This is a genomic window from Paenibacillus germinis (genome assembly GCF_013141785.1).
GTDB lineage: Bacteria > Bacillota > Bacilli > Paenibacillales > NBRC-103111 > Paenibacillus_E > Paenibacillus_E phytorum.
The window spans coordinates 1-26,279 of sequence record NZ_WHOC01000124.1; the positions used below are offsets into that span (position 1 = coordinate 1).

Consider the following 26,279-nt stretch of genomic DNA (forward strand, 5'->3'; position numbering starts at 1 on the left):
GGGAAGTCTAGCTTGACTCCATATTTTGCAAGTAAATGAACCATAGACTCACCAACCTTGGGATAAACAAGGTCACTCAAGCACGTAATGAATAAGGATACTTTCATGATTGCAGCTAACTCCCTTCCTTAATCGTTCCCTCCTCAGAGGCATTTTGTTATACAAAAAACCATCCTCAGTACGAAAGAGAACATACTGGTGATGGGAGGAACATGATTTTTAACCTTTATCTAATTGGAGGACGTGCACACCTTTATCCCGAATCTGGTCCACATCATCCTTGTTGGTTTGCCCGTCTGTAATCAAGTGCTTAATTTCGGGCCAGCCAGCTACTTGTGTCAAAGATTGCATGCCGAATTTACTATGGTCAGCAAGCAGGTACGTTTCATCAGCGATACTGATCATTTTGCGTTTAATAAGCGCTTGCAGCTCGTTGGATTCGCTAATTCCACGGTGGATATGAACCCCTTTGCATGACAAGAACAGCTTATGAACGTGATACATATCTAAGGATCTTTCCGCAAGTGGTCCTACATAGGACAACGATTTTGGCGAAAGGAGTCCACCTGTAGATATGACCTGAATTTTCTCCTTACCGCTCACCTCAAGCGCAACCTTCATCGAGTTCGTGATGATCGTTAGCGGCATATCGGGAATAATTTTGGCCATATACCAAGCCGTTGTACTTGCATCTAAAATGATCCGATCATGCTCCCGAATATGCGATACCGCTTCCTTCGCGATGCTGTTCTTGAAATCCGACTGCGCCGTTTCCCTTTCCATGAAAGGGACTTCCGACTGCGCTTCCTTCACACTAACAGCGCCGCCATGGCTGCGCATCAGCTTGCCTTCGCTTTCTAACCGATCCAAATCACGCCGTATCGTTTCTTCCGTTACTTGGCACAGCTCGCTGAGTTCCGTTACGCGAATACTACCTCTTTCATTCACCAACTGAATAATTCTCTGCCATCTTTCCGCTACCAGCATCGTACTTCCCTCATTTCACCGTCGATCGGGACGCCACCTGACAAAATGCTGCATACGCTGCCTGCCAACCCGCTCCATCCTGAGGGAGGTACGTTTTGACCGGGAACGAATTCCGAATCAGCTTTCTGGCTTCGCGCAAATTCGCGATATACCCTAGTGATATCCATTGTACTACAAGGTTACCTAGGGCACTACCCTCAACAGGACCGGCCCAAACCTCGCGCTGTGTAGCATTTGACGTGAATTGACAAAGCAGCTCGTTCTGGATGCCGCCACCAACGATGTGAAGACCTTGATACTTCTTCCCCGATAGCTGTTCCGTTCTTTCTAAAATAAATCGATACTTCAGAGCCAAGCTTTCCAACATACAACGAGCAATTTCACCTTCCGTTTGCGGTACAATCTGATCCGTTTCCCGGCAGTATTGCTGAATTTGCTTCGGCATATGCTCAGGATTCAAGAACATGTCATCATCCGGATCGATGAAGGATTGGAAAGGCTTCACCTGTTCGGCAAGCTTCACTAACTCAGCAAAACTGATATTTTTGCCTTCTTTATCCCAGGTACGCTTACATTCCTGAATTAACCAAAGACCCATAATGTTTTTCAGCAAACGGTTCGTCCCATAAACGCCGCCTTCATTGGTGAAATTCCAAGCTAATGCCTGTTCACTTAGCACCGGCGCCAACGTCTCAGTTCCGAGAAGTGACCAAGTACCGCAGCTTAAGAAAGCAAAATCTTCTTCTAAAGCGGGAACTGCGACAACAGCAGATGCTGTATCATGCTCGCCTACGGCAATGACAGGAATCGAAGGAACATCAAGTTCATCACAAATTTCTTTGGTTAACGCGCCAACTCTAGTCCCTGACGAAACCGGGTTCAGTAATAGCTCACCAGGAAGGCCAAGCTGATCGATGAGCTCCATGTCCCACGTCTGCGTTGTTGCATTAAAGAGCTGCGTCGTTGTGGAATTGGTATACTCGCTGTGTTTTTCTCCCGTTAAGAAATATCTGAGTAAGTCAGGAATCATCAAGAACGTATCTGCACGCTGCAGAAGCTCTGGATTTCTTTCTTTTAACGCATATAGTTGAAAAATCGAATTAAATTGAAGGAACTGAAGACCTGTTTTGGCATACAGATTTTCACGACCAACAAGATCAATGACCTTATCCATGACATGGTCCGTCTGATGGTCCCGATAGTGGTAGGGATTACCGAGAAGCTCACCATTTGCTGCAAGCAGCCCGAAATCTACCGCCCATGAATCTATAGCTAGGCTTTCGATATCCGTATAGCCCAGATGCTTCATCTGTAAAATACCTTGTTTCAATTCATGAAACAATCTCAAAATGTCCCAATAAAGGTGGTTTCCCACCTTCACTGGATCATTCGAGAAGCGGTGAATTTCCTCGATCGTAACGATGCCCGCTTCGGAATCAAGTCGTCCGACGATCGCTCTGCCGCTGCTTGCTCCCAAATCAAAGGCCAGTACGCAGGAGGGCTTACTCACCAGCTGGCACCGCCTTTGCCACGAGCATTAATGCTTTCGTCGTAGCCGCTTTCTAGGTAAGCTTTCATCGGATCTACGGGTACACCGATCTCTTCACGAACGGCTTGCAGAAGCGGAGTAACGTCAAATTCGAATGCCTTACGGACTGCATCTTCTGCACCTAGAACGTCCTGACGTTCTTGAGCGTCTCTAACTTCATCGAGGTTGATCAGCAAAGCTTTTGCATACTGTGTTTGAACGTTAAGCACGGAACGCAGCATCGCTGGAATTTTACGCTCGATATTGTGACTTTGATCGATCATGTAGGCAATATTGTCAGAAGCCTGACGGATTTGTGGATTTTTATCGTTCGCTGCATCAATGATTTGGTAGAAAATCAGGAACAATTCATACGGATTGACCGAGCCAACGATCAAATCATCATCCCCATATTTGCGGGAGTTGAAGTGGAAGCCGCCCAGTTTATTTTCATCTAACAAATAAGTCACGATATGCTCAATGTTCGTTCCTTGCGGGTGATGCCCCGTATCAACAAGCACTTCGGCTTGAGGCCCTAATTTGTTCGCCAAATTGAACGCCATGCCCCAGTCAGCCAGATCTGTGTGATAGAACGCCGGCTCATAGAATTTGTATTCAATCAGCATACGCATGCTTGGCGTCATGGCTCCGTACATTTCTTTTAGCGCTTCATACATCCATGTTTTACGAGCTCGAATATCGACTTGCCCAGGGTAGTTGGAACCGTCTGCGAACCATAGGCTGAATACATCAGAGCCAACCGTCTTCGCGATGTCTACACACTCAAGCAAATGATCCGTCGCTTTACGGCGAATCGCTGCGTTAGAGTTCGTCACACTGCCGAAGATGTAATCATCTTCTTGGAAAAGGTTCGGGTTCACCGCACCGATGGATACACCGAGATCAGCCGCGTGCTGCTTAAGCTTCGCATAGTCATCAACCTTGTCCCAAGGGATATGAATCGCAACCGACGGGCAAGCACCCGTCAATTTATGAACCTGCGCAGCATCCTCGAATTTCTCGAAAGGATTGCGCGGCACACCGTTTTGCTTGTACACCTTGAAGCGTGTGCCTGAATCGCCGTAACCCCACGAAGGGGTTTCGACTTTCAGTGCTTTGATTTTAGCTTTAACGGCAGCCAAATCAATACCTCTATTTGCTTGCTGCTCTTCAAACCATGCATATGCTTTATCGCTCATCGGATTTGTATCCTCCTATTAGGTGAATTAACGTGTGAAGGCAGCCGGAACGCCGCCGTCAACTGTGATCATACAACCTGTCGTTTTGTCTGCTTTAGAAGAAGCGAAGTACACGATGGCTTCCGCAACGTCTTTCGGGAAAATGTTTACGAGCAGTGTCGTTCTTTTACGGTAGTGCTCTTCCAATTGATCCGGTTCAATACCGTAAGCTGCAGCCCGTTCATTGCGCCAGCCGGAATTCCAAATAGCAGAGCCTTGAAGAATCGCATCTGGCAATACCGAGTTCACGCGAATGCCGAATTCTCCTCCCTCAGCAGCGATACAGCGTGCTAGGTGAATTTCAGCCGCTTTGGCTGTCGAGTAGGCGGAAGCATTTTTGCCTGCGAATACCGAGTTTTTGGAGCCGACGAATACCATGCTGCCGCCGATGCTTTGCTTTTTCATAATTTTAAAAGCTTCTCTAGCTACAAGGAAATAACCTGTGCTAAGCACGTTCATGTTCAGGTTCCACTCTTTAAGTGATGTTTCGTCAAAAGGACTAGAAGTCGCAAGACCTGCGTTATTCACGATAATATCGATACCGCCATAGCTGAGAATCGATTCGCGGTAAGCGTCTTCCACTTCCTCTTCTTTCGTTACATCCATTTTAACGGCAATGGCTCTGTTTTCGCCATACTGCTCGTTCAGTTCGGCTGCTAATTTTTGTGCGCCTTCAAGATTCAGGTCAGCTAGAACGACGTGCGCGCCTTCTTTTAAAAACTGACGAGCCGTTACGCTTCCGATTCCACCTGCGCCGCCTGTGATGAAAGCAATTTTACGGGAAAACTCTGCTTCAGCCGGAGCCAATGTTAATTTATAAAGTTCAAGAGGCCAGTACTCAACATTAAAGGATTCATTTACGCTTAAGGAAACGAACGTTCCGAGCGCTGTTGCGCCTCTCATTACAGCAATCGCACGGTGATAGAGAGCTCCGCTTACTTGTGCATTGGACCAGCTTTTGCCTGTGTTGATCATCCCGATACCTGGGATCAGGATAACGCGAGGTGCCGCTTCGTTCATCACGTCGCCTTCATTTTTGTTGCGGTCAAAATAAGCTTTGTACTCTTCTTTGTAAGCCGCGATTCCGGCGTTCAAAGCTTCAATTAAGGAAGCCACATCACGGGAGGTTGGATTCCAATCGATATAAAGAGGCTTCATTTTCGTATGGACCAAATGATCCGGGCAAGCCGCTCCTACTTGGGATAACACAGCAGCATCTTTACTGTTAACGAACTTCAGAACATCATCCGCGCTGTCAGTGGTCAGGATCATTTTCTTCTCATTGCTCACTGCTCCGCGAACGATTGGCAGGACTTGTGCCAAAATATCTTTTTGCTCGGATTCAGAAAGGGACTCGTATTTCGCTCCGCCATAAAGACTGCTCTCGTTCACACGAGCTTCAATGAAGCTTTCTGCTTCTTGAATGATAGCCAAAGTTTTGAGGTAGCTCTCTTCCGACGTTTCGCCCCAAGTAACCAGACCATGCTTCTCCATCAGCACGAGCTCAGCCTTAGGATTGTTTCTAACGCCTTCCGCGATCATTTTGGAAAGTGTAAAACCAGGACGCACATAAGGTACCCATACGAAACGGTCGCCGTAAATTTCTTTCGCCAACTCACGTCCGTTGTGTGCACAGCAGAGACCGATAATCGCATCAGGATGCGTGTGGTCAACGTTTTTGAATGGCAAAAATGCATGTAAAAGCGTCTCAATAGAAGCACGCGGATGTTTGCTGTCGATCATACAATTCACAAGGTAAGCAACCATTTCTTCGTCGGACATTTCATCTTTCTCGAATAAAGGACGAATATCCTCCATGCGAAGACCTGTGAAATTCTTTGCTTTCATTGTAGCAAGGTCAGAACCGCTGCCCTTTACCCACATCACTTCTACATCACGACCGCGGAAATCCTTCTCGATTGTTTTGTACGAAGTGTTACCGCCGCCCCAGTTAGCAACTGCACGATCTGTCCCTAATAAATTGGAACGGTACACCAGTTCCTCTACACCTTTTGATACTGCATTCGCTTTTTCCACTTCCCACAAATTCGCAACCATAAATACCCTCCTAATATAGGGATCTTTGAGCGTAGCTCAAAGTCTATCCTTTTTACATCCCATGAGTATGTGTTTGTTCTTGATGGATTCATCGTAACACACCTTTGTTTATTTTTGAATACTTATTTTTATTTTTGTTTTTAAGAGAAAACAAAGCATAACGGACTTAAATCATAAAATTAAAACAAAAACAAAAAGGAGCTGTCCCAAAAGGGTTTTTAACTTTGAGAGGAATCTTACTTGAAGGTGGTTACACGTTTCTTTACGGACTTCCGCCAATAGTGGGAGATCCATTTGGGACAGAGTTGTTCTTAACGGAACGACAAGCCGCTAAACTGGATGAAATGAGCTAAAAATTGAATTAGTGGAACGAGAGGGCGTTATCTGATGAAATTTGAACTATCCGAAGCTAAAAACAACGGAATAGCGGCGCTACGTTCCTCGTTTGCTTAAATTAGAGCTATTTCACACAAATAGAGTCTCTACGTTCCTCCTCTCATGTATTTATCATTTTTGGGACAGAAGCTGCGGAATGAAAAAGGCTATGCGTTTTTCCGTAAGGCGTATGATATTGCCCGAGTTTTGGCGATATGAAGAACAACCAAGGATTTTAACGATTCCTGCTTAAAGTCTTGTTCAAAGTGAGCCATGAGGTTGGGTGGTTTTTCCTTCCCCATAGTCTGCTGAAGAAAGAATACGTCTAATTTAAAGAAAAAAAGGACTGCCCTCAAGTTCATTTATGAACTTGTGAGACAGCACCTTTGATTCCTTTCATTTGTGAAAACAGGCGATATTCTTCCTGCTGGCTCGATATTCGGAAGGCGTCATCCCCGTATATCTGTGAAATATTTTCATGAAATAGCGACCATCCAAGTAACCGACAGACTCGCTGATTTGTGCGACCCTGCGCTCTTTCTCTTCGAGCATGGACTTCGCCGTCTCCATTCTTAACTTCGTCAAATACTCGACAAACGTGACTCCGAAATGCTGTTTGAATAGCAAACTAAAGTAGCTGTTACTGATGCCTAGCGTGCTTGCAAGCTCATCGATGCCAAGATCCTTGGCCATTCTTTCATGGATATAAGCCTTGGCCAATTCCATTAGTGCGACGCTTGATTTTTTACTTACAAATACTTCAAGATACTTACTGACCATTTCATCCAAAACAACGAGTAAGTCTTTAGCGCTGATACTGTAACTGAGCTTATCCCATATGCTCTCCTCTTCGAGCCGTTTAAACATGTTGAATTCACGCATTTCGCGCAGAAGGTTGAGCACTAGATAATGCAAAATTTGCTGTACACGCAGCATAAGTGAATCGGGAATAGTTTTCAATTGATCATGGAGCGCTTCCATCACTTCTTCCGTTTTAACACGGTTGCATTGTTTAAGAGCAGAGACCATATCCTCCGTTATTTGCCACAGTAAATCAATCTGCAATTGCGATGTACAATTAGGATTCGTTGATGTCACAATGGTGTTGTTCCCAGGTGACAAGTGAATTTCCCACTGCACACGCTTATACGCTGCGGCTAACCCAGTTACGGGCAGATAATGCGAATAAATGCCTACACTTACTTCCAATTTAACATTGTTTTTAACACACTCACGAATGTGATTTGCCCATTTTTTGGCCTGATTGATCTCCACATCCGACCTCTCGCCACGAGCTTGTTCGATCAATAAGCACCATTCTCCCTGACGTATTTGCAGGACCGTATATGTTCGCTTCTCCAAGATCAGTGCTTCCCGAAGTACGTTATAGATCGCGAAATTCCACAGTCTCTGTTCCTTCTCATCCCAACCGAGTGACAGCTGGGCATAGTGCTCAAGATCAACAAGAAGCAGCATATATTCGGTCTCATCCAGATGCGGTCCCTCCGCAGTTAGAATCGGATTGGTTGCAACGGACGTGTAATCCATCAGAAAGTCATACAGTACTTTTTCGTAAACCAAGCTGACGACGTTCCCCCACGCCTTTTCCTCTTTCTTGGCTTTCAGTCGTCTGACAAGGATCGAATGCCCAACACGTCTTACAACTCGCTCCAGCTCCTCATAATCAATAGGCTTCATCAAATATTCCTTGACCCCGTACCGCATAAGCGATCTAGCATATTCAAAGCTCTGATATCCTGTTAACATAATACATTCACAAGAATCGTCTCGCTCTCGCAGCTTTTGAACGAAGGTGATACCGTCCATGACTGGCATACTGATGTCCGACAGCACGATGTCAGGCTTACAAAGGTCCACCAACTCCAATGCTTTGGCGCCATTCTCAGCTAACCCAACAATTTCAATACCGATATCTTCCCATGGAATAACACGCCCCAAATTACGTAAAATGTTAATTTCATCGTCAACAAGCAGTGCTTTCAACATCAAAGACATCTCCCTTCTTCAAAAGCCAGGAAATCTGCATTTCTATTCGTATATACGAGGATTTCGATTCGTTAGCCCTTCACGCTGCCTGCTGTAACACCTTGAATAATTTGCCGCTGCAAAATACTATATATCGCAATGACCGGTATGACACTGATCATCACGGATGCGGTAAGAGCTCCATAGTTCATTTGAAATTTATCCATGAAAGAAACAACCGCAACAGGCAAAGTTCGCAGGTTTGTACTGGACAAAAACAGGTTTGCCATAATAAATTCATTCCAGTGTCCCATAAAGTTCAGAATAAATACCGTCACAAGTGTTGGCATTGTAAGCGGCATGATGATGCGTGATAGTAAGCCATATACAGTAAGTCCGTCCATGATGCCCGCTTCCTCCAGCTCCCTGGGGATGGACTTCAAGAATACTGCAATGACAAACACGGATAGCGGAATGCCGAAAGCTGTATAAGGAACAATCAAAGCAAGAGGCGTGTTATAGATCCCCATATTCTTGATCATGATATACAAAGGAATGAGCAGCGACGCAGGCGATATGAGCAGCGATAACAAAAGAATGCCGTAAACAATTTTGCTCACTTTAGAAAATTTCATTCTCGTTAAGGCGTAAGCGATTGAAGTCGCCAGCAAGATAGCTACCGTTGTTGAAATCGTGCTCACGTACAAACTATTAATAAAATAAATACCAATATTAGAGCTTGTGAATGCGTCTACGTAATTATCCAATTCAAATTTCTTTGGAAAGCCCCAAGGATTAAGAAAGACCTCTGAATTATTTTTAAATGAAGAATTGAGTATAAATAGGAGCGGATATAAGACGATAAGCAGGTAAACCAAAAGAATCAGATGCCGGATTATGCCGCTTGTGTTTCTTCTCATATTAGTATTCGACCTCCTCTGACCTTTTGGTAATGAAATGGAAGATTAATGTCAATAGGACAGTGAATAAGAAAATGATGATAGATATCGCATTGGCGTAACCAAATAAGGACATGGAGTAGGCTTGTTTGTACATGTAAGTAGCCATAACTTCAGAGCTGCCGAAAGGGCCGCCTTTTGTCATAATAAACACGATATCCAGTGCTTTCATCGCTCCTGTGATGGATAGCATCATGACAACGAGAATGACCGGACGAATAAGTGGAACAGTAATATGACGCGCCTTTAACCAACCGACGGCACCATCAATTTCTCCTGCTTCTTGAACATCTTTGGATATCGCAAAAATGGCAGCCAATACGAGAACGATATAAAATCCAGTCCACTGCCACGCATTCGTGACCAGTATGGCCATCATCGAATATCCCTCTTCGCCAAGCCATAGATGCGTCCACTTCTCAAGCCCCATCGCGCGTAACAGCTGATTAACTAAACCCGCGTCAGGATGATAAATGAATTGCCAGATCACACCAACAATGGCAGTCGAAAGAACACTCGGCAAAAACACGGTCGTTTTATAGAAGTCAAGAAACCTGCGTGCACCACTAATCAAAATCGAGAAAAAGATAATGATTGGGATTTGTACAAACACGGAAAAGAGCACGAAATAAATATTGTTCTCGAGGGCGATCCAAAATTTCTCATCATGGAAAGCCTTAATGAAATTATCCAAACCATTGAAGATCGGATCGTTAATTCCGTTCCAGCTTGTCACCGAATACTTCAAGGAGCTGATCATGGGTAAGATGTAAAAGACCATATAGAGCACCACGCCCGGGACAACGAACAGCGTGTAGGCAAGCGGATTGCGTAATACTTTATTCATGTAATCCCCCATCTTTCGATAATAATGACTTGATCTGTCGCGGAGGCGCAGCTTCAATGACCATAAATCAGGACACCACCGCGTACGTGTGGTGCCCTGCGCTTATTCAATCTTATTTAGCATCTTGTGCTGCTTGCATTTTCTCTGCCGCTTTCTGCGGCGTTACTTTACCTCCCATCAGCTCTTCCATTGTACCTTCCAGCGTTTTCTTAACAGCCGGTGAAACCAATGCGTCAAATGCTGGGAAAGCGCCTTTCTTAGCAGAAAGTTGACCTTTTACGACTTCTGCAACTAAACCTGAAGCATCACCGATATCAGCTAGTTTCATGGCTGGAATGTTGCCGGATTCTTTCAAAGCGCGCTTCTGATTCGCTTCCGTATAGAAGTTTTTAATAAACGCTTTAACTGCTTTTAATTCGCTGTCATTCAACTTGGAAGAGAAACCGTAGCCGTTTGACCAACCGCCGTTGATCATATCATCCCCTGCACCGCCCAGGTTCGGGAAGTTAAAGAAGCTTGCGTCTGCAGCGACTGTGGAGTTTTTACCCATGATTCCACCTGCCGCCCAGCTGCCATCAAACAGCATCGCAGCTTGACCTGTGTAGAATTTGGCTTGGCCGTCCGAATATTTCGTCGCGATCACGTTTTTGTCGATATAACCTTTTTGTTTCAACTCTTCCAGCTTCTTGAACGCCTCGACGACTGGAGCATCCGTCCATTTCGTTTTTCCTGCCGCGAAGCCTTCTTGGATTTGTGGTCCGCCAAGACGTACGAACAACGTGTTCGCAAGCATGTTAATGACCCAACCATCGCCAGCGCCTCCAGCCATGGCAATCGGAGTTATCCCTTTTGCTTTAATCGCTTCACAAACCTTCAAGAATTCATCCCATGTTTTTGGAACCTGAACGCCTGCATCCGCAAACATTTTTTTGTTGTAGAATACACCTTCAACATATCCCGCTCTAGGTAGACCATAGATTTTGCCATCAACGGTGAACTCGTTCAAGTTCATGAATTTGTCTTTCAAACCAAGCTCAGCGAGAATCGGCGTCAAATCAAGAAGACGGCCTGCTTTGGAATAGTTCTGGGTATCCGCTCCACCGAAAAGGTCAAAAATAGGCGGCGGGCTGCCAGCCTGCATCTCAGCTTTAAGCTTCGTATCGCGATTGACAACATCCTCAACGCCATCCAGCTCAAATTTCAACCCAGGTACTTCAGCTTCTGTTGCTTTAACTACATCCTGCAAGATAGCAAGGTTCGATTTCGCCGTATCTTTGATTTCTATGTGGCGCAGAACCATCTTGAATTCTTTCGGCTTTGCCGTTTCAGCCGGTTTAACCGAAGCAGCGGGAGCAGTTGAAGCAGGAGCGGTTGAAGATGATGCTGTCTTTGTGTCCCCGCCAGAACCGCACGCTACTGATGTTGCAGCCATTGCCATAACCATCGCCAAAGATAATGCACTTTTCGTCTTTTTCATTCTTGACCTCCTACAGATCGTTAACTATTTGCTTACACTTTGATTATAGAAATGGGGACTGGTAAATTATAGTCAGTCATTTCGAGACTGAAGGGATAAAATTCTCTATTCTGCCCATATGGCATAGATGAGGGAAACCAAAAAATCCCCTTGCAAGCAGAAGTGTCTAAGTTCATGAACTTAGACACTTCCCGCCATAAGGGGATGTACTCTCTATATTTAATGTTTTATTGGATTCTTCTAAGCTGTTGCTTCGACTTCCTCATGCACGGTTTTGATTTGAATCATGACCGTATTCGGATCCGTCAGCACTTCAATTCCATCCTTGAAAATCAGGTCAGAAACAAGAAGCTTATCGCCAGTATCAAGGCCACTGATATCTACTTCCATCGAAGTTGGCAAATCACCAGGCATACAACGAACTTCTACTTCATAGATTTCGATTTGCAGTACCCCACCAGATTTAACGCCAATTGCCTCTCCAGAAAAGTGAATGGTAACTTTGCTGTCCATGATTTCAGTCATGTTTACATGATGAAAGTCGATATGCAGCAGATTGCCAGACATAGCATCTCTTTGGACACTCTGAACAATGACCGGAATTACTTTTTCATCCGATGTATTGCCTTGTAGGATAGCTCGTGGATTTTTTTTCAAAATATCCAGCATTTCTTTTTCATTTACTTCTAATGATAAAGTATCTTTACCAATCCCATACAACACAGCTGGGATGCGTCCCTGTTTTCTTGCTTGATTCATGTGGGACTTTGTTTCACCAGTGCGCTTGTTCAATTGAATAAATTTACTCATTTGTTTGTTTCCCGCTCTCTTTGACCATAAATTCTTGTCAAATCGATTATAACATGACCATAAAATCTAGTCAAACTTTGATGAAAACTCACTCGTTACTCTTCATACTCCATAAATGGATCAGGGATCTCAATCTGATAAGCCTCAGCATCACTAACGCCAACAGAAAGTACGGCTCGCCCATTGCCTGACCGTATAAGCCCCCCGCTAAAAATAACATCTTCAAGATCAGGCCGTTTGCCAGGACCTCTAGGAAAATCACTTCTTGCTGCAATAATTTTCATGGGTGTTTTCTCACAGGTCTCAGGATTTATCGAAAAGACCATGGAATAATAATGCTTGTTTCCTAGGGTATCGAAGCAGGCTATATGTCCCAGAATGCCTACATGACCATTCCCCAGTAAATGCGCTTCGTTTGCACCGCCCCATTCTTCAGACACAAATTGCTCACTAAGAATTTCCGCATTGATGAAGGTTTGCTCATTGAGCTCCTCCAGTGTGTTGATGATTGTAAATCCGATTTGCCCTCTTCCACCTCTTGCTCCTTGCGGTCTAGTAAAGACACCTACTTTACCATCGTTAAGCTCAATTAGTCGAATATCTTTCATCGTACCGGGTCCAGATGAGAAGTGACATAATGAGTCTATTTGAAACCCACGATAAAATTGGGTAATCCATGACACAATCTTACTCGGATTATCGACAGCCGTAATGACTTCAACTCCGCCAATTATAAGTTCACCTTTGATGATCGTCATACATGGATCCTGCAAGTTATAAGTGTGTGTATGTATTCGGGGACTCCAAACCTGATTTTTGCATGTAAAAAAGAAGACTTGAGAGAACTCACTATCCCGTTCCTCAACTCTTCCTAAGATGACTTCCTCCCCGTCGTACTGAAACGGGGCCGTTATATTGTATACATCGCGATTTCCAACTCCAGAGAACACTAGTTTCTGCACATTTGTTAATCTGGGGTTTGCATAAAAGGTTTCCAGAAGCTGTTTACAGCTCTCTGTTGTTATCGATTTCCTTGTCATTGACGTCCTCCTGATAATCCATCGATGCATCTATCGTCCAATCACTTTCCTCATCCATTTCGATGCCAATGAGCTGTCCAGGCTGGACATTAAAATACAGACAAAGCTTCAGCAATAAATCCCTAGGATACTGTACCATCTCATCCTTATACATCCGCCGAACGGAGTCAAAGTGGTAGTTAATCTCTTTAGCGAGCTTACGTATAGATAATTTGGGGTCGTGATTTTCCATGACTTCTTTTAGTTTACTGCGTATGACTGACACACATACACCTCCTCCATAAATATATAGGGTATGCAAAGGAGAGTCAATGAATTGACAAGAAAAAATGGTCATGTTATAGTGAAAACAGGAAATAATTTGGAATTTTCTGAAAATAAAATACCCCTTCCCCCAAAAGAATTAAAGATCTATCTTTAGATTCTTTTTTTTGTGTTCCAAAAATCGCGAACCAACATGGAGGCTCATTATATGAAGTATACAAGCAGCAATCGGAATATCGCTTTTCTAGGCACTAGCCTGCCAAGAGAATGCGGCATAGCTACATTTACACAAGATTTATTAGATGAACTCCAGCACATCAAAGGCTTTAACAAGCCTCGTATCATTGCAATCAATAACAACGAAACTTACGACTATCAGGAGCAAGTGATGAGGGAAATTGACCAACATAAGCTATCAGATTATATAGAAACGGCCGATTATCTTGGCACGTCTAACGTTGATCTTCTCGTTATCCAGCATGAATTCGGTATTTATGGCGGAGAAAGCGGTGAATACTTGATTCCATTCATCGAGAGACTGACTATTCCGTATGTCGTCATTTTTCATACCGTGTTAACCAAACCTTCTCCCAAGCAGCACCACATCATGAACCGAGTTGCAGAGCTAAGTGTTAAAGTTGTCACGATGGCGCAGTCTACAGTAACCGATCTGATCTCCATATATGGCGTTGATGCTGCCAAAATCGCTTTCATTCATCATGGTGTACCCCATGTCAAAACCGGATCAAGATCAGAACTTAAAGAGCAGTATGGCTTTGCAGATCGAAAAATATTATCCACCTTTGGGTTTTTAAGTCCTGGTAAAGGAATTGAATACAGCATTGAGGCCATGCGCGGAGTGGTCAAACAGCATCCGGATTCTCTCTATATCATTTGGGGGAAAACACATCCGGTCGTTAAACAAGAAACAGGCGAGGTATACAGACAAAAGCTGATGGGTCTTGTGGAAGAATTTGATTTAACGCGTAACGTTCGCTTCGTCGACAAGCTTTTGACGCAGGATGAAGTCATTCAATCCCTGGTCATGTCAGACATTTATATGACTCCTTATTTAGGCAAGGATCAAGCTGTTAGCGGGACTTTGGCGTACGGAGTCGGTTATGGAAGGGTTATTGTCTCCACACCTTACCGATATGCCGAGGAAATGCTGGCAGAGGGCAGGGGCTTACTGGCAAACTTCCGCGATTCAGCTTCCTTGGAAGCTTGCATCCTTCAATTACTGAATGACCCTACTAGAATAGCTGAAATGGAAAATCGTACGCTCGAACTCGGAAGAACCATGTTGTGGAACGAGATTGCCAAAACCTATGCTGCCATCTTCCAAGAAAAAATACTAGATTCAGGATCAACTAAATTAAATACTTACGATGCCAGTTTTGCTAAAGTAAAACATTTAGGAGTGATTTAATGCAAGTACAAACGATACGGCAGTTTAAGTCCGATTACATGCGCAGGATAACCGATGATACAGGCATTTTTCAACATACCAAGTTTGGAGTACCCGACCGGTCGAAAGGTTATACGACGGATGATAACGCACGGGCATTAATCGCAGCCGTTCTATTGTACAGCAGCCAAAAAGATTCCAGCACGTTAGACCTCATTCATACTTATATTTCCTTCATTCACCACGCACAGAATACAGAGGGAAACTTTAGAAACTTTATGGATTATAACCGTTCATTCATGGAGGATAGCGGCTCTGAGGATTGTCAAGGACGCACATTATGGGCATTAGGATTCGCGCTCGCCCATTCCGCCTTGCTCCCCGATAATGTGCTTAATACCTGCCGTTATTTAATCAATCAGACATTACCGCATATCGAAAAGCTAGGCTCTCCTCGTGCTGGAGCCTACGCGATAATCGGTCTAAGTTATTTAATAGAAACCCCTGATGCTTTAACTTACTCCTTCCCCTATCCTCACGCGCCAAGTACCGCAGAAGAAAAGGCTTTTCTTCCAAGAGCATTCATTATCAATTTGATCGAAAAAATAGCGGTCCGACTGCACAATCAATATGTTCGCAATAAGGGTAACGATTGGAATTGGTTTGAAGACAGCCTTACTTACGGAAACTCCATGCTACCATGGGCACTTTTAAAAGCATCAGATATCTCAGATAACATTAGTTTGAAGGAAACGGCGAAGGAAAGTCTGGATTTTCTAGTATCCAAAACCTTTGCTAAAGAAGGATATTATAAGCCCATTGGTAGCCATGGCTGGCAGTTGCGAGACCAGAAGGCCGCTCTCTACGACGAACAGCCGATTGAGGCTTGTGAAATGCTTCTTGCTTGCAAAGAAGCCGCGATCGTGCTCCAAGACCCAGCTTATCTGAAGATAGCAGCCTTATGCTACGAATGGTATTTAGGCCATAATTCATTACAAATCTCTCTCATTGATCCTCAAACAGGAGCTTGTTACGATGGCATCCATGCCACAGGGCTGAACCTTAATCAAGGCTCTGAAAGCATCATTTCCTTCTCCATTGCCCATTTGGTGATGCATCATGAATAAATTTGCTACCATCCTTGCAGGCGGGGGCGGAACCCGCTTCTGGCCGCTGTCTAGACAAGAAATTCCAAAGCAGCTTCTAAATATTAGCGGAAATGATATTATGCTAAATGATACGATCGAACGATTCAAAGGCATTATCCCTCAAGAAAATACCGTTATTGTAACGAATCGTTCACAAGCAGTTCTGCTGGAGAGCATCATGCATAGTAGTGTATCGAAAAGCAACATTTTGATCGAGCCCGTTGCCAGAAACACGGCTGCAAGCATACTTTTCGCGGCGTTATCTATAGAAAAATCACACGGTGATTCCTTAATGGTGGTTTTGCCTTCCGATCATTATATAACCGATGAAGAACAATTTCGGCTTACGTTAGACGAAGCCTGTACAGTCGCGATGAAGACGGACAAAATCGTTACCATCGGAATTAAACCGACATTTCCTTCTACCGGGTACGGTTATATCGCCTTTGATAAAGAACCTATCTCTTCAAATCCAGTGGCCGTATACGAAGTAGCTGAATTTGTAGAAAAACCGAACTTTCAGAAAGCACAAGGCTATCTGTCATCAGGTAATTATTTATGGAATAGCGGCATATTCATTTGGAAAACTTCCGTCATTATTGATAATTTCAAGCGTTACCTGCCTCGACTGTATAAGACAATGCTTCCCATCAGTGATTATCTGGGCACGGATCAGGCAGAAGAAATCATAAATAACATCTATCCAACGCTTCAAAACATTTCGATTGATTACGGGATCCTTGAGCGCTCCGATGAAGTCGTTGTTCTGTCTGGTCAATTTGGCTGGAATGATATCGGCAGCTGGGATGCGCTCGGCGCGATCTTCCCTCCGGATCCATCGGGGAACATTATTAAAGCAAATCATATGGGCATAGATACACGAAATTCGATCATATACGGAAATGGCAGACTAATCACGACAATTGGCGTTGACGGCTTCATCATTGCGGACACTGGCGATGCACTTTTAATATGTCCCAAAGATAAAGCACAATCCGTTAAAGATATCGTCGACCTGCTGAAGGAAAAAGGAATGACTGAGTATATTTAAATTGCCCTTACTCTGGTGAAGATGATGGAACAGCCGCCACTTTGGGACCGCGATATTTGAAGAAAAAGGCCACACAGATAAGCGCCAAGCCGTTGATGGCAAAAACGAGCGGAATACCGATCCATCCACCCAAAAAGCCACCGATAATCGGACCGCTCATGGTTCCAAGCTGCGTAGCGGATTGATTTAAGCTAAACGCTCGGCCTCTAAAGCTGGAATCCGTAAATTTCACGATGAGCGCGTTTAACGCCGGGTAGACGGCAGCAAAAAACAACCCATAACTAAACCTCAGAATGCCAAAGGCTAGCAAGTGGTGAGTGCCTAACTGAAGCAGATTCCCTATTCCTCCGCCAATTAAGCCGATGAACAGTGTTTTAGAGTAGGTGATTTTCTGTCCGAGTTTCCCCCATCTCGGTGCTGCAATGACGGTTGCGACTCCGACAGCAGAGAAAATAATGCCTGAACTCAGCGAAGCTGAGCTTTGGGTGCCGCCCATTTGCAGCACATAGATGGTAAGCAGCGGCTCGACAATCATGACCGAAGTCGCTACCAACATGGTGACACCTAGAATCATCATGAAAGGGCGATTATGAGCAGCCGACTTCAAATCATCCATAACACCCGATCTCGTAGCCGAGCGGTTAAAGTTTGTTTCCTTTGCCCCAAACAGCCCGATAAAGGCTGCAACTAAGACGACACACCCCGAGACTAGGAATGATTCTCGGTTTCCCACCCAATGGCTGACGAATCCGCCTACCAGTGGACCGATGACACTTCCGGCGGCTCCTGCCGTTGACATAACCCCCAGCGCATAACCCACTTCTTTTTCAGGCGTGTTCGTGGCTACTAAGGCAATGGAAGCAGGAACAAAACCGGCAAGCAATCCCTGAAGAATCCGAACGATCAGAAATATGTAAGGATCATGGACGAAAAAGGTCGCAAAATAAAGAACGCTTAGGCTGAAGCCTGAGCGAATCAGCATTGGTTTGCGGCCATACTTGTCCGCCAAAGAGCCCCAAAAAGGCGCGATTAAAGCACTAGCCAAAAAGGTGATGCCAAACGTAATACCTGACCATGCTTCCAGTCCTTTATCAATGCCGAGCTCCGTATGCAGAAAGATAGGTAAGAAAGGAACCGAAATCGTATACGCCATGCCGCAGAAAAATACACCGATCCATAAAGTGATGAGATTACGTTTCCAGGAAAATGCCATGTGTTTTACCCCCTGATGCTTGATGACTGAACGACCATGTACGAAGTTCTCCCGACAACCATACTATATTATGTATATTTTATCATATTGTTTGAAGATTAGTAATTACATCATGAGAATGCCCATTAGGAATAGAAAAAGAGGATGGTTGCTCGTACACGATAAATGTACAAGCAACCATCCTCTTTCACAGAACACTTCATAAGGAGCAATCGCATCAAGCAGATCGAAACCATCAAATAAAACGATTTGTACATGCATAATAAGTCATCTCCATCCTTTATTTAACTGTTACATTCGGTGCTTTAACATACACATAACGAATCACAAGTTCCGCTAGAATGAAATTAAGTAGGATTGCTCCATAAACACCAAACGTATAACTCGACTCATACCTCAAACCAACTCCTTCATGGAGAATAAAACTAATAAGATGAATGAACAGATTTGTGAAACAGAAAGCATAGCTGCGAACCATCCACTTCCGATGCTTGCTGACTTGCTTGCGTTTAATTTGGACAATCGCTGTAATGGTCATGGCGAACCAGACGATACTCACCAGATTGAAAGCCATGCTATTAATTTTTCCGCCAGTTGAATACGGAGCCATGTAACCCGAGGTCAGTACAACGACAAAAACAAAAATAACATATAGATAACCATTGACTCTATGAAATTTGCGAGCGTTGCGTAAGATCTTGCTTGAGAAATTAAGCGCCCCTGTCAGCATAGCCAAACAAGCAGCACCTACATGAATATGCATAACGTTTAGCCAAATTGGGAGATTCATAGGACGTTTGAGATTCATTTTATGAGTAAGAAATGCAGCAGCTTGTGGATCAAAAAATAAATTCGCCAACACAACGTATACCATGTAAATAATTAAAGCTGACAGGAGCAGCGGATATGCGTAGCTCTTAGTCGGTTTTGCCATTTTAGCCATAGAAACCTCATCCTTTTCGTTAATATGTATGCTGATTAGATATTTTAGAGACCGAACCGTACGGTTTTTTTATTATACAACGATCTATGCTATGATTCACTTATAAAATGTTACAATATTACGAGAGTTCATTGTCTCTGAGAAAGGATATTGCACATGCGTAAGGGTGAAAAAACACGATTGCATATTATTATGAAATCCGCTGAACTATTCAACGAAAAGGGCTACGCGGGTTCAACCATACAGGATATTATGACGGTAACCGGCCTAACCAAAGGCGGGATTTATCGGAGCTTCGCGAATAAGGATGAGATTGCGATTGAAGCTTTCACTTACGCTGGACAAGTGCTCTGGGGACATTTTGCTGAAGCGGTTGAAGGTGCGTCTACAGCAACGGATAAAGTCCTTGCGATGTGTGACGTGTACAGCGATACAGTACATAATCCCCCTATGAAAGGTGGATGCCCTTTTCTCAATACAGCGGTAGAAAGTGATCATTCCTTTCCAATTCTGCGAGATCATGCGGTTGGGGCTTATGAGCAAATGTTAGCCTTCATCCAAGGGATTTTGCTAAAGGGAGTCGAAGACGGTGAATTTCGATCTGATCTCGACACCGAATCCGTCGCTTCCTTCCTCTTCTCATCCATTGAAGGCGGCATCATGGCAAGCCGTTTGACCCATGACAACAAGCATGTCAGCTATGCTAAGAGGAATATTGAACTACTGCTGACTACTTTTACCAAGTAAGCTATACACCATTACGAAAAAATAGCCGTCTCCCAAGGTCTATACCCTTTTGAGACGGCTATTTATTGTTTATATTTCTTCAAAATCCATAGGGTTACCGGCGTCGGCGAAATCGAAGTCTCCAGCCAGATCTCCCGATTGGTCACCCTGTTCATCTTCGGCAATATTTTGTAAATCATAGGCATTAATCGTGATAATCGGGTAGGCATGATTCGCAGCAATCTGCGCTGCCTGCAGTTTCATAAACTTGGGCGATCCCTCTGTATCTTCATCATAAACGAGAATGATCCCGTCCGAATTACGAAGCAGAAACTTGTCTCGTTCCTTGAACTGCCACGGTCCTTCGTATTTAGTCTTCGTCACGCTATTCACGTAATTCGCGCGTTCCATGACAAAATTATAGCTATTTTTCTTATCATCGCTCCATTTTTCTTCTTGCTCAAGAAAAGGAGTGACGACAGCTAATTTCAGCTCTGGGTAGGCGCCATCTCGAAGATCGAGCACAACCTCAGCCGCCCACAATTCGACTCCCCATTGTCCACTCACAACGACCCATTCTAAACCTTCATCCATAAGTGCGATGAGTCTCTTTTTGATCGCTTTTTTGATAATCGGAATGCCTGGATGCTTTAAAGAAAAAATGCCAAGCTCTGATGCTTTATAACCCGTTATTAAGACTCGTTTCAAAAGAGGTACACCACCTTGTTAACTCTATCTTTCAGGTTAACATAGATAGGCCTCGATATAAAGAAAGCGGAACGGAATAAATGATCGCGCATGTTAGACAAATACAGCAAAAAGAAGAGCCTCAGCTCTTCTTTTTCTGTACCATTAAGATTCTAAAGCCTCAATCAGCCAAGGGTAGGCTTGACTCCCATTCACTTCATGAACACCTTCAAAGAGATGAACCCCCAACTTTTCAGCTGCACCCGCTTCAGCGTACACCTGCCGCAAATACTGAATCGCCACTTCTACTGTTTCTATCGGAAAAATAGGATCCTGCTGGCCAGATTCAATGAACAGCGGACGAGGAGCAAGTAACTCGAGTAATTCGGGGAGCTCCGAATATTCCAAAACACCTGGCAAGTAATTGTCGATGCAGTGGCGGATCTGCATAATGCTTCCTTTGAATGTATTCACAAAGGCGCAGAGTACAGTGGCTTTGATTCGTTCATCTATCGCTGCGGTATATGCGGCGATAAGCCCGCCACCGGAGAAACCGAAGCACCCCACTCTTGCTGGATCCACATCCTCGCGTGACAACACATAATCGAGCGCCCGCCGCGCTTCATGCACTCGCAATCCTGCCAACGATATGCCATATAAAAGCAGATGTGAAGCAAGTGTTTGACAGGATGAATTTCCGACTTGCCCATCCTTCTGATCCGCAGCCAGTCTTCGATCCCCAAATCCGATAATCTCAGGTACGACCACTATGAAACCGCGTCTCACTAATTCCAAGGCATAATTGCCGTGAAGATCCAGCTTCCCTGTGTTTTCAGTTCCATTCGGATGGAGTCCAATAATCTGCCGACTACCGTAACCATGTCCGTGCAAAGCCAGCACTGCTGCCGTCCGTTTGGTCATTCCTTTAGGTAACAACACATAGGCCGGAACTCGAACTCCCCAAACTGTACCGAGTTCGATACGCTCTCGAATATGATCTTCGAGCTCAGTGCACTCTAGGAGAAGAGGACGAAGTTCATCTTGTTCTTCCAAAGCTATATCTAGAGACTTGATCAGGTGCCGCTTCAATCTAATCTTGGTCTGTTCGGAATTCTCGGCCCGTTTCTGTTGCAGACGTTTATTCTCGTAGGAGTGATAAAGATTTTCCATGATTGAATCTGGATTCCACAAGCATTCCCACCTCCGTCTACCTTTTAAAAAGTAACCAGCTTATCCACCGCAACCGGTTGCCCCGTACGCAGGGAAATATTCCCGGCAATACCGGTCAAAATCGACATCGCCCCATCAACATGAGAAGCAGCTCGCTCAAAGCGATCGTCAGATGGCTTATCAAAAATATCTTTCAAGAGCACAGGATCACCGCCGCCATGACCGCCAACACCTTCTTCAATTTCTACTTTATAAGGAGCTGCGAACATTGGAAATACCCTGATCGTCTTTTCCTTCAATGCACCTTCATCCTCTTTAAGGCCTCCGGAATTTACGTATGATTTCTCAACAACTTTCATTTCAATACGACCCTTGCTGCCATTGATTTGTACACTAAAGCCTTCCCAAGGCATATACGCATTAAGCGAGTAGGTGAGAATGGCTTTGTTTTTATAGCGGACCATAACTCCCATTGTATCTTCAATACTAATTCCATCGCCGAAAACGCTCTGATCGCGTTGGTAACCATCTTCGTGTTCCGCATCTAAATATAGACCCTTGAGGTTTTTATTTTTATCTAAATGAAGTGCAAAAGGATCACCCTTCGCGTTTTCATTCCCTGTCGCACGTTGATAAAAGTTGGTCACGCCGCGCTTCTCGGCATTTTCTCTACCATAGAACATCAAGCCGCCCATAGCAAATACCGTCTCCGGACGCGTCCCTAACCAGAAGTTCACGAGATCAAAATGATGCGTTGATTTGTGTACAAGTAAGCCTCCGCCGTTACGTTTATCGCGATGCCATCTGCGGAAATAGTCCGCCCCATGTTCGGTGTTCAGCAGCCACTCGAAATGGACAGAATGAACATCACCTATCGTACCATCCATGATTAACTCACGAATTTTTGTATTATGCGGAGCGTAACGGTAATTGAAAGTCACGCGAAGCTGCCGCCCTGTGCGTTTAATGGTATCGAGAATTTCTTGACATTTCTCTTCATCCACTGTCATCGGCTTTTCCGAAATAACATCGCAACCAAGCTCCATCGCCTTGATAATATACGTATGATGCGTGCGATCAACGGAGGTGACAATGACATAATCAGGCTTTTCTCTGCGAATCATTTCCTCGAACTGATCCGCTTTATACGTGGGAACAGCGTTATATTCATATTTATTGACAAGTAAGCCATTTGTAAAATTCATTCTCGTTTGATTTATATCGCAAATCGCAACTAGCTCTGACGTTTCCTGAAAATCCTTCACAATGGCGCCATAGAAAAATTCTGCTCTTCCTCCGGTACCAACTAGTGCATAACGCTTTTTCATAAAAGTGAACCCCTCTCGAGTTTAGATATGTCTTCATGTTCGAATGTCCTATCTCAAGATTAATACAATATTTGTTGTGTTTCTAATCAAATCTTGCTTATTCACTTTTATTCCTTGCATATCTTGCTATATAATAGTTATAAAAGAACGAACGAAGAGGTGTCCACTTTTGGTACTCTACGAAATTGAAAGACTGCGCAGAGATCGCCCCTACTCTATGACAGTGAATCATTTTCATGATCACTATGAAATTTATTATTTACTCAGCGGGAAACGCTACTATTTTATACAAGACCGTTCCTATCTGATTCAAGAGGGCGACCTCGTCTTTATCGATAAAAACGAGCTTCATAAAACACGAAATGCGGATGTCCTTCATCACGAGCGCATTCTACTTAGCTTTGATGATAGTTGGATACGTTCTATTGATGAGGATGCATCGACACATTTACTTGTTCCTTTTCAACAGAAACAGCATATCTTTTCCCTAACAGGAACGAATCGTACTTTTGTTGAGAACCTTCTATTTAGCTTATTACGCGAACAGCAGCAGACGCTTGGCGGCTGGCAGCTGAACAGTAAAGCCCTGCTCACGCAACTACTCATCTTCTGCTCGCGTCTCACAGATAAGTTAAGCTCTGCTCAGGAACACCAGCAAGCGCACAATCCCAAAATATTCGAAATCGTCGCTTATATCAACGAACAGTATAGAAACCGTTTGACGTTAGCTTCGATTTCCGAAAGCTTTTATATCAGTCCAAGCTACTTTTGCCGTTCTTTCAAAGAAACGACCGGCTTTTCGTTCATCGAATACTTGAACAACGTTCGAATCCGAGAGGCTCAGCGGCTGCTGCGTGAAACGAAGTTGAAAGTCATCCACATCGCCGAGCAATCCGGCTTCGATAGCGTCGCTCACTTCGGCCGCGTGTTCAAACAAGTGACCACACAGACGCCACTGGAATGCCGCAAATTGATGCGCCATAGTCTGTAAAAAAGGCTGAGGTAGCCACATCTACTACTTAGCGCCGCAGTAAGCTCGTTTCCAAGCTTATCCTAACCAATCGCCAGACTTAAGCTCGTTTTCGGAGCTTATCTCACGCCCGCTAAATACCTCTCTGCAGCCAACATGGTCTCCCCCACAACAAATAAGCGCGAAAAACGCTCTTTCAGTGAGAGCTCGCAGAGCCGACAGAGTCTGAGAAGCCGAAAATCGACTTCTCAGCAGACCAGCCTGCGCTTCCACGCTGAATAAGCGCGGAAAACGCGCTTATTCAGGAGCACCCGAACTATTAAGCGCGAAAAACGCGCTTTCAGTGAGAGCTCGCCGAGCCGACAGAGTCTGAGAAGCTGCAAATCGACTTCTCAGCAGACCAGCCTGCGCTTCCACGCTGAATAAGCGCGGAAACCCAAAAATATATAAATTCGAAAAAAACCTTCGAGCAGGCAACAACCCGCACGAAGGTTCTCTATTTTAAAAACCGAAATACTGCTTAGCATTATAATAGGAAATCCCTTGAACCAGCTGTTTCAGCAGTTGTTCGTCGTTCGGGAATTCTCCAGCTTCGACCCATTCGCCTAACATGTTACAGAGGATTCTGCGGAAGTAGTCATGTCTTGTGTAGGACAAGAAGCTTCTGGAATCTGTCAACATACCTACGAATCGGCCAAGCAGTCCAAAATTCGCTAGCGATTTCATCTGCGAAACCATACCGTCTTTGGTATCATTGAACCACCAAGCAGATCCCAATTGAATTTTACCAGGAATACCATCGCCTTGGAAGCTGCCCATGAGGGAAGCGAGAATTTCATTGTCACGTGCATTTAAGGAGTACAGAATCGTCCGAGGCAACGAATCAGCAACAGCAAGCGAGGATAACAAACCAGTCAAGGCGCTCGCTACCGGGCTATCATTAACAGAGTCGAATCCGGTGTCCGGTCCAAGTTTCGCGAAAGCTCGTCCATTATTGTTGCGGGAAGCATTAATATGGTACTGCATCGCCCAATCCAGCTTCTTGTACACGCCCCCTAAGAACAGCAAGGTGTACGCTTTATATTTCTTCTCTTCTTCTAAACTAACCGCGTTGCCAGCCAGAGCCGTTTTAAAAATCTGATCTACCTCTTCTTTGGTTGCTGCAGCGTAAGGAACATAATCTAAGGCATGGTCAGACACCTTACAACCAACTGAATCAAAAAACTGCGCTCTGCTCTCTAATCCTGCCAGCAGGTCATCGTAGGAGCTGATCGTGATGCCAGCGGATTGCTCCAATTGGCCGATCCACGGAAGGAAAGTGGCGCGATTAATTTCAAGCGCTTTGTCAGGACGGTATGAAGGCAGGACTTGTGTGTTAAAATCAGTAAGCTCTTTAATTTTGATGTGATATTCTAGCGAATCCACCGGATCGTCCGTTGTACATATGACGGTTACTTTGGAATTCGTAATGAGATCTCTAGCGCGAGAACCCCCCTCTGCGAGCTTTGCATTCACTTTTTCCCAGATGGCTGGCGCATTCTGCTCGTTAATAATCTCATGAACACCGAAATAGGTTCGAAGCTCCATATGAGACCAATGGTACAGCGGGTTGCCAATAGCCATAGGAACCGTTCCAGCCCATGCCAAGAAACGATCGTAATCACTAGCTTCACCCGTAACTTTCGCTTCCTCCACACCATTGGCACGCATCATTCTCCACTTATAATGGTCGCCGTACAGCCAAGCTTCCGTTATGTTATTGAATTGTTTATTTTCATAAATTTCCTTAGGACTTAGATGGCAGTGATAATCAATAATCGGCAGATCTTTGGCAAATTCGTGGAATAGATGAACCGCGGTATCGTTGGTAAGCATAAAATTCTCATCTAAAAATGTTTTCATAAAGCTAAATTCCACCCTTCTCGAGCTGAATGATCTGCCCTCTATTCTAGCGAAAGGTGACCCGAAAATCTTGTGATTTTTTGCTTTCATTTTGTAAAATATGCATATATTGACCTCATATCAGCCATAACTCAGTCTCAAACAAACAAAAAGCCCCATACACC

The 26,279-nt window shown here is 44.4% G+C and carries 23 protein-coding genes and 1 pseudogene; 5 read left to right on the plus strand and 19 right to left on the minus strand.

Features of this window, described 5'->3' with window-relative positions:
• The 12 genes and pseudogenes from GC102_RS39630 to GC102_RS23210 all read right to left on the minus strand — a co-directional run.
• Positions 1-107 (minus strand): annotated as a pseudogene (locus GC102_RS39630) (Fe-S oxidoreductase); the annotation flags it as partial.
• Positions 108-219: 112 nt separating this feature from the next.
• The gene (locus tag GC102_RS23160) at positions 220-987 is read right to left on the minus strand and encodes a DeoR/GlpR family DNA-binding transcription regulator (RefSeq protein ID WP_171691604.1); all 768 of its coding nucleotides are present in this window, start codon (positions 985-987) and stop codon (positions 220-222) included.
• Positions 988-997: 10 nt separating this feature from the next.
• A complete protein-coding gene (gene rhaB, locus GC102_RS23165) occupies positions 998-2,497 on the minus strand; it encodes a rhamnulokinase (protein WP_376769405.1) in 1,500 nt (499 codons plus the stop codon).
• Complete coding sequence (gene rhaI / locus GC102_RS23170) at positions 2,494-3,714, minus strand: L-rhamnose isomerase (protein ID WP_171691605.1); 1,221 nt, start codon at positions 3,712-3,714, stop codon at positions 2,494-2,496. The genes rhaB and rhaI overlap by 4 nt, the downstream gene beginning before the upstream one ends.
• A gap of 27 nt (positions 3,715-3,741) precedes the next feature.
• A complete protein-coding gene (locus GC102_RS23175; protein WP_171691606.1) occupies positions 3,742-5,811 on the minus strand; it encodes a bifunctional aldolase/short-chain dehydrogenase in 2,070 nt (689 codons plus the stop codon).
• Between the two features lie 771 nt (positions 5,812-6,582).
• Entirely contained in the window at positions 6,583-8,193 is a 1,611-nt protein-coding gene (locus GC102_RS23180; RefSeq protein WP_171691607.1) for a response regulator transcription factor, read from the minus strand.
• A gap of 71 nt (positions 8,194-8,264) precedes the next feature.
• Positions 8,265-9,092: a carbohydrate ABC transporter permease gene (locus GC102_RS23185; protein ID WP_171691608.1), complete on the minus strand. Its 828-nt coding sequence runs from the start codon at positions 9,090-9,092 to the stop codon at positions 8,265-8,267.
• Between the two features lies 1 nt (position 9,093).
• Positions 9,094-9,978, minus strand: a complete 885-nt coding sequence (locus GC102_RS23190) for a carbohydrate ABC transporter permease (protein WP_171691609.1) — start codon at positions 9,976-9,978, stop codon at positions 9,094-9,096.
• 112 nt (positions 9,979-10,090) lie between these two features.
• The gene (locus GC102_RS23195) at positions 10,091-11,455 is read right to left on the minus strand and encodes an extracellular solute-binding protein (protein WP_171691610.1); all 1,365 of its coding nucleotides are present in this window, start codon (positions 11,453-11,455) and stop codon (positions 10,091-10,093) included.
• Positions 11,456-11,695: 240 nt separating this feature from the next.
• Positions 11,696-12,265, minus strand: a complete 570-nt coding sequence (locus tag GC102_RS23200) for a 50S ribosomal protein L25 (RefSeq protein ID WP_171691611.1) — start codon at positions 12,263-12,265, stop codon at positions 11,696-11,698.
• Between the two features lie 95 nt (positions 12,266-12,360).
• Positions 12,361-13,305 (minus strand): DUF1861 family protein, encoded by a 945-nt coding sequence (locus tag GC102_RS23205; protein WP_171691612.1) that lies wholly within the window; start codon positions 13,303-13,305, stop codon positions 12,361-12,363.
• A complete protein-coding gene (locus GC102_RS23210) occupies positions 13,271-13,570 on the minus strand; it encodes a helix-turn-helix domain-containing protein (RefSeq protein WP_312883361.1) in 300 nt (99 codons plus the stop codon). Before GC102_RS23210 ends, GC102_RS23205 begins: the two co-directional genes overlap by 35 nt.
• A gap of 207 nt (positions 13,571-13,777) precedes the next feature.
• Here GC102_RS23210 and GC102_RS23215 point away from each other — a divergent pair, with 207 nt between their 5' ends.
• From GC102_RS23215 to GC102_RS23225, 3 genes are read left to right on the plus strand one after another with little or no spacing between them, the layout of a single operon-like run.
• Positions 13,778-14,998, plus strand: coding sequence for a glycosyltransferase family 4 protein (locus tag GC102_RS23215; protein WP_171691614.1), 1,221 nt, complete (start codon positions 13,778-13,780; stop codon positions 14,996-14,998).
• On the plus strand, positions 14,998-16,104 hold the full coding sequence (locus tag GC102_RS23220) for a glycosyltransferase (protein ID WP_171691615.1): 1,107 nt from the start codon (positions 14,998-15,000) through the stop codon (positions 16,102-16,104). Before GC102_RS23215 ends, GC102_RS23220 begins: the two co-directional genes overlap by 1 nt.
• Complete coding sequence (locus GC102_RS23225; RefSeq protein WP_029196696.1) at positions 16,097-17,176, plus strand: mannose-1-phosphate guanylyltransferase; 1,080 nt, start codon at positions 16,097-16,099, stop codon at positions 17,174-17,176. The genes GC102_RS23220 and GC102_RS23225 overlap by 8 nt, the downstream gene beginning before the upstream one ends.
• A gap of 7 nt (positions 17,177-17,183) precedes the next feature.
• On the opposite strand, the gene GC102_RS23230 is transcribed toward GC102_RS23225, so the two are convergent.
• The 3 genes from GC102_RS23230 to GC102_RS23240 all read right to left on the minus strand — a co-directional run bounded on the left by GC102_RS23230 (position 17,184) and on the right by GC102_RS23240 (position 19,332).
• Positions 17,184-18,389, minus strand: a complete 1,206-nt coding sequence (locus GC102_RS23230; protein WP_171691616.1) for an MFS transporter — start codon at positions 18,387-18,389, stop codon at positions 17,184-17,186.
• Between the two features lie 105 nt (positions 18,390-18,494).
• Entirely contained in the window at positions 18,495-18,650 is a 156-nt protein-coding gene (locus GC102_RS23235; RefSeq protein ID WP_171691617.1) for a hypothetical protein, read from the minus strand.
• A gap of 19 nt (positions 18,651-18,669) precedes the next feature.
• Complete coding sequence (locus tag GC102_RS23240) at positions 18,670-19,332, minus strand: DUF2306 domain-containing protein (protein ID WP_171691618.1); 663 nt, start codon at positions 19,330-19,332, stop codon at positions 18,670-18,672.
• A 156-nt stretch (positions 19,333-19,488) separates the two neighbouring features.
• Between GC102_RS23240 and GC102_RS23245 the strand changes: the two genes are divergently transcribed.
• On the plus strand, positions 19,489-20,079 hold the full coding sequence (locus GC102_RS23245; RefSeq protein WP_171691619.1) for a TetR/AcrR family transcriptional regulator: 591 nt from the start codon (positions 19,489-19,491) through the stop codon (positions 20,077-20,079).
• Between the two features lie 69 nt (positions 20,080-20,148).
• Here GC102_RS23245 and GC102_RS23250 read toward each other — a convergent pair whose 3' ends face one another.
• The 3 genes from GC102_RS23250 to GC102_RS23260 all read right to left on the minus strand — a co-directional run bounded on the left by GC102_RS23250 (position 20,149) and on the right by GC102_RS23260 (position 23,243).
• Positions 20,149-20,766 (minus strand): SLOG family protein, encoded by a 618-nt coding sequence (locus GC102_RS23250; protein WP_171691620.1) that lies wholly within the window; start codon positions 20,764-20,766, stop codon positions 20,149-20,151.
• A 144-nt stretch (positions 20,767-20,910) separates the two neighbouring features.
• Positions 20,911-21,936 carry a dienelactone hydrolase family protein gene (locus GC102_RS23255; RefSeq protein ID WP_171691621.1) on the minus strand — a complete coding sequence of 342 codons (1,026 nt, stop codon included), beginning with the start codon at positions 21,934-21,936 and terminating at the stop codon, positions 20,911-20,913.
• Between the two features lie 23 nt (positions 21,937-21,959).
• Positions 21,960-23,243, minus strand: coding sequence for a Gfo/Idh/MocA family protein (locus GC102_RS23260; RefSeq protein ID WP_171691622.1), 1,284 nt, complete (start codon positions 23,241-23,243; stop codon positions 21,960-21,962).
• Between the two features lie 169 nt (positions 23,244-23,412).
• Between GC102_RS23260 and GC102_RS23265 the strand changes: the two genes are divergently transcribed.
• Positions 23,413-24,234: a helix-turn-helix transcriptional regulator gene (locus GC102_RS23265; RefSeq protein WP_246321077.1), complete on the plus strand. Its 822-nt coding sequence runs from the start codon at positions 23,413-23,415 to the stop codon at positions 24,232-24,234.
• Between the two features lie 480 nt (positions 24,235-24,714).
• Here GC102_RS23265 and uxaC read toward each other — a convergent pair whose 3' ends face one another.
• Positions 24,715-26,115: a glucuronate isomerase gene (gene uxaC / locus GC102_RS23270; RefSeq protein ID WP_171691624.1), complete on the minus strand. Its 1,401-nt coding sequence runs from the start codon at positions 26,113-26,115 to the stop codon at positions 24,715-24,717.
• Between the last annotated feature and the right edge of the window lie 164 nt (positions 26,116-26,279).

Excerpts from the sequence above, each read along its gene's own strand:
- GC102_RS23235 (WP_171691617.1), bottom strand. The coding sequence starts at position 18,650 with ATGCATGTACAAATCGTTTTATTTGATGGTTTCGATCTGCTTGATGCG.
- GC102_RS23230 (WP_171691616.1), bottom strand. The coding sequence starts at position 18,389 with ATGGCATTTTCCTGGAAACGTAATCTCATCACTTTATGGATCGGTGTA.
- GC102_RS23200 (WP_171691611.1), bottom strand. The coding sequence starts at position 12,265 with ATGAGTAAATTTATTCAATTGAACAAGCGCACTGGTGAAACAAAGTCC.
- rhaI (WP_171691605.1), bottom strand. The coding sequence starts at position 3,714 with ATGAGCGATAAAGCATATGCATGGTTTGAAGAGCAGCAAGCAAATAGA.
- GC102_RS23180 (WP_171691607.1), bottom strand. The coding sequence starts at position 8,193 with ATGTTGAAAGCACTGCTTGTTGACGATGAAATTAACATTTTACGTAAT.
- GC102_RS23175 (WP_171691606.1), bottom strand. The coding sequence starts at position 5,811 with ATGGTTGCGAATTTGTGGGAAGTGGAAAAAGCGAATGCAGTATCAAAA.
- uxaC (WP_171691624.1), bottom strand. The coding sequence starts at position 26,115 with ATGAAAACATTTTTAGATGAGAATTTTATGCTTACCAACGATACCGCG.
- GC102_RS23215 (WP_171691614.1), top strand. The coding sequence starts at position 13,778 with ATGAAGTATACAAGCAGCAATCGGAATATCGCTTTTCTAGGCACTAGC.
- GC102_RS23205 (WP_171691612.1), bottom strand. The coding sequence starts at position 13,305 with ATGACAAGGAAATCGATAACAACAGAGAGCTGTAAACAGCTTCTGGAA.
- GC102_RS23240 (WP_171691618.1), bottom strand. The coding sequence starts at position 19,332 with ATGGCTAAAATGGCAAAACCGACTAAGAGCTACGCATATCCGCTGCTC.
- GC102_RS23195 (WP_171691610.1), bottom strand. The coding sequence starts at position 11,455 with ATGAAAAAGACGAAAAGTGCATTATCTTTGGCGATGGTTATGGCAATG.
- GC102_RS23185 (WP_171691608.1), bottom strand. The coding sequence starts at position 9,092 with ATGAGAAGAAACACAAGCGGCATAATCCGGCATCTGATTCTTTTGGTT.
- GC102_RS23225 (WP_029196696.1), top strand. The coding sequence starts at position 16,097 with ATGAATAAATTTGCTACCATCCTTGCAGGCGGGGGCGGAACCCGCTTC.
- GC102_RS23220 (WP_171691615.1), top strand. The coding sequence starts at position 14,998 with ATGCAAGTACAAACGATACGGCAGTTTAAGTCCGATTACATGCGCAGG.
- GC102_RS23190 (WP_171691609.1), bottom strand. The coding sequence starts at position 9,978 with ATGAATAAAGTATTACGCAATCCGCTTGCCTACACGCTGTTCGTTGTC.
- GC102_RS23260 (WP_171691622.1), bottom strand. The coding sequence starts at position 23,243 with ATGAAAAAGCGTTATGCACTAGTTGGTACCGGAGGAAGAGCAGAATTT.
- GC102_RS23245 (WP_171691619.1), top strand. The coding sequence starts at position 19,489 with ATGCGTAAGGGTGAAAAAACACGATTGCATATTATTATGAAATCCGCT.
- GC102_RS23160 (WP_171691604.1), bottom strand. The coding sequence starts at position 987 with ATGCTGGTAGCGGAAAGATGGCAGAGAATTATTCAGTTGGTGAATGAA.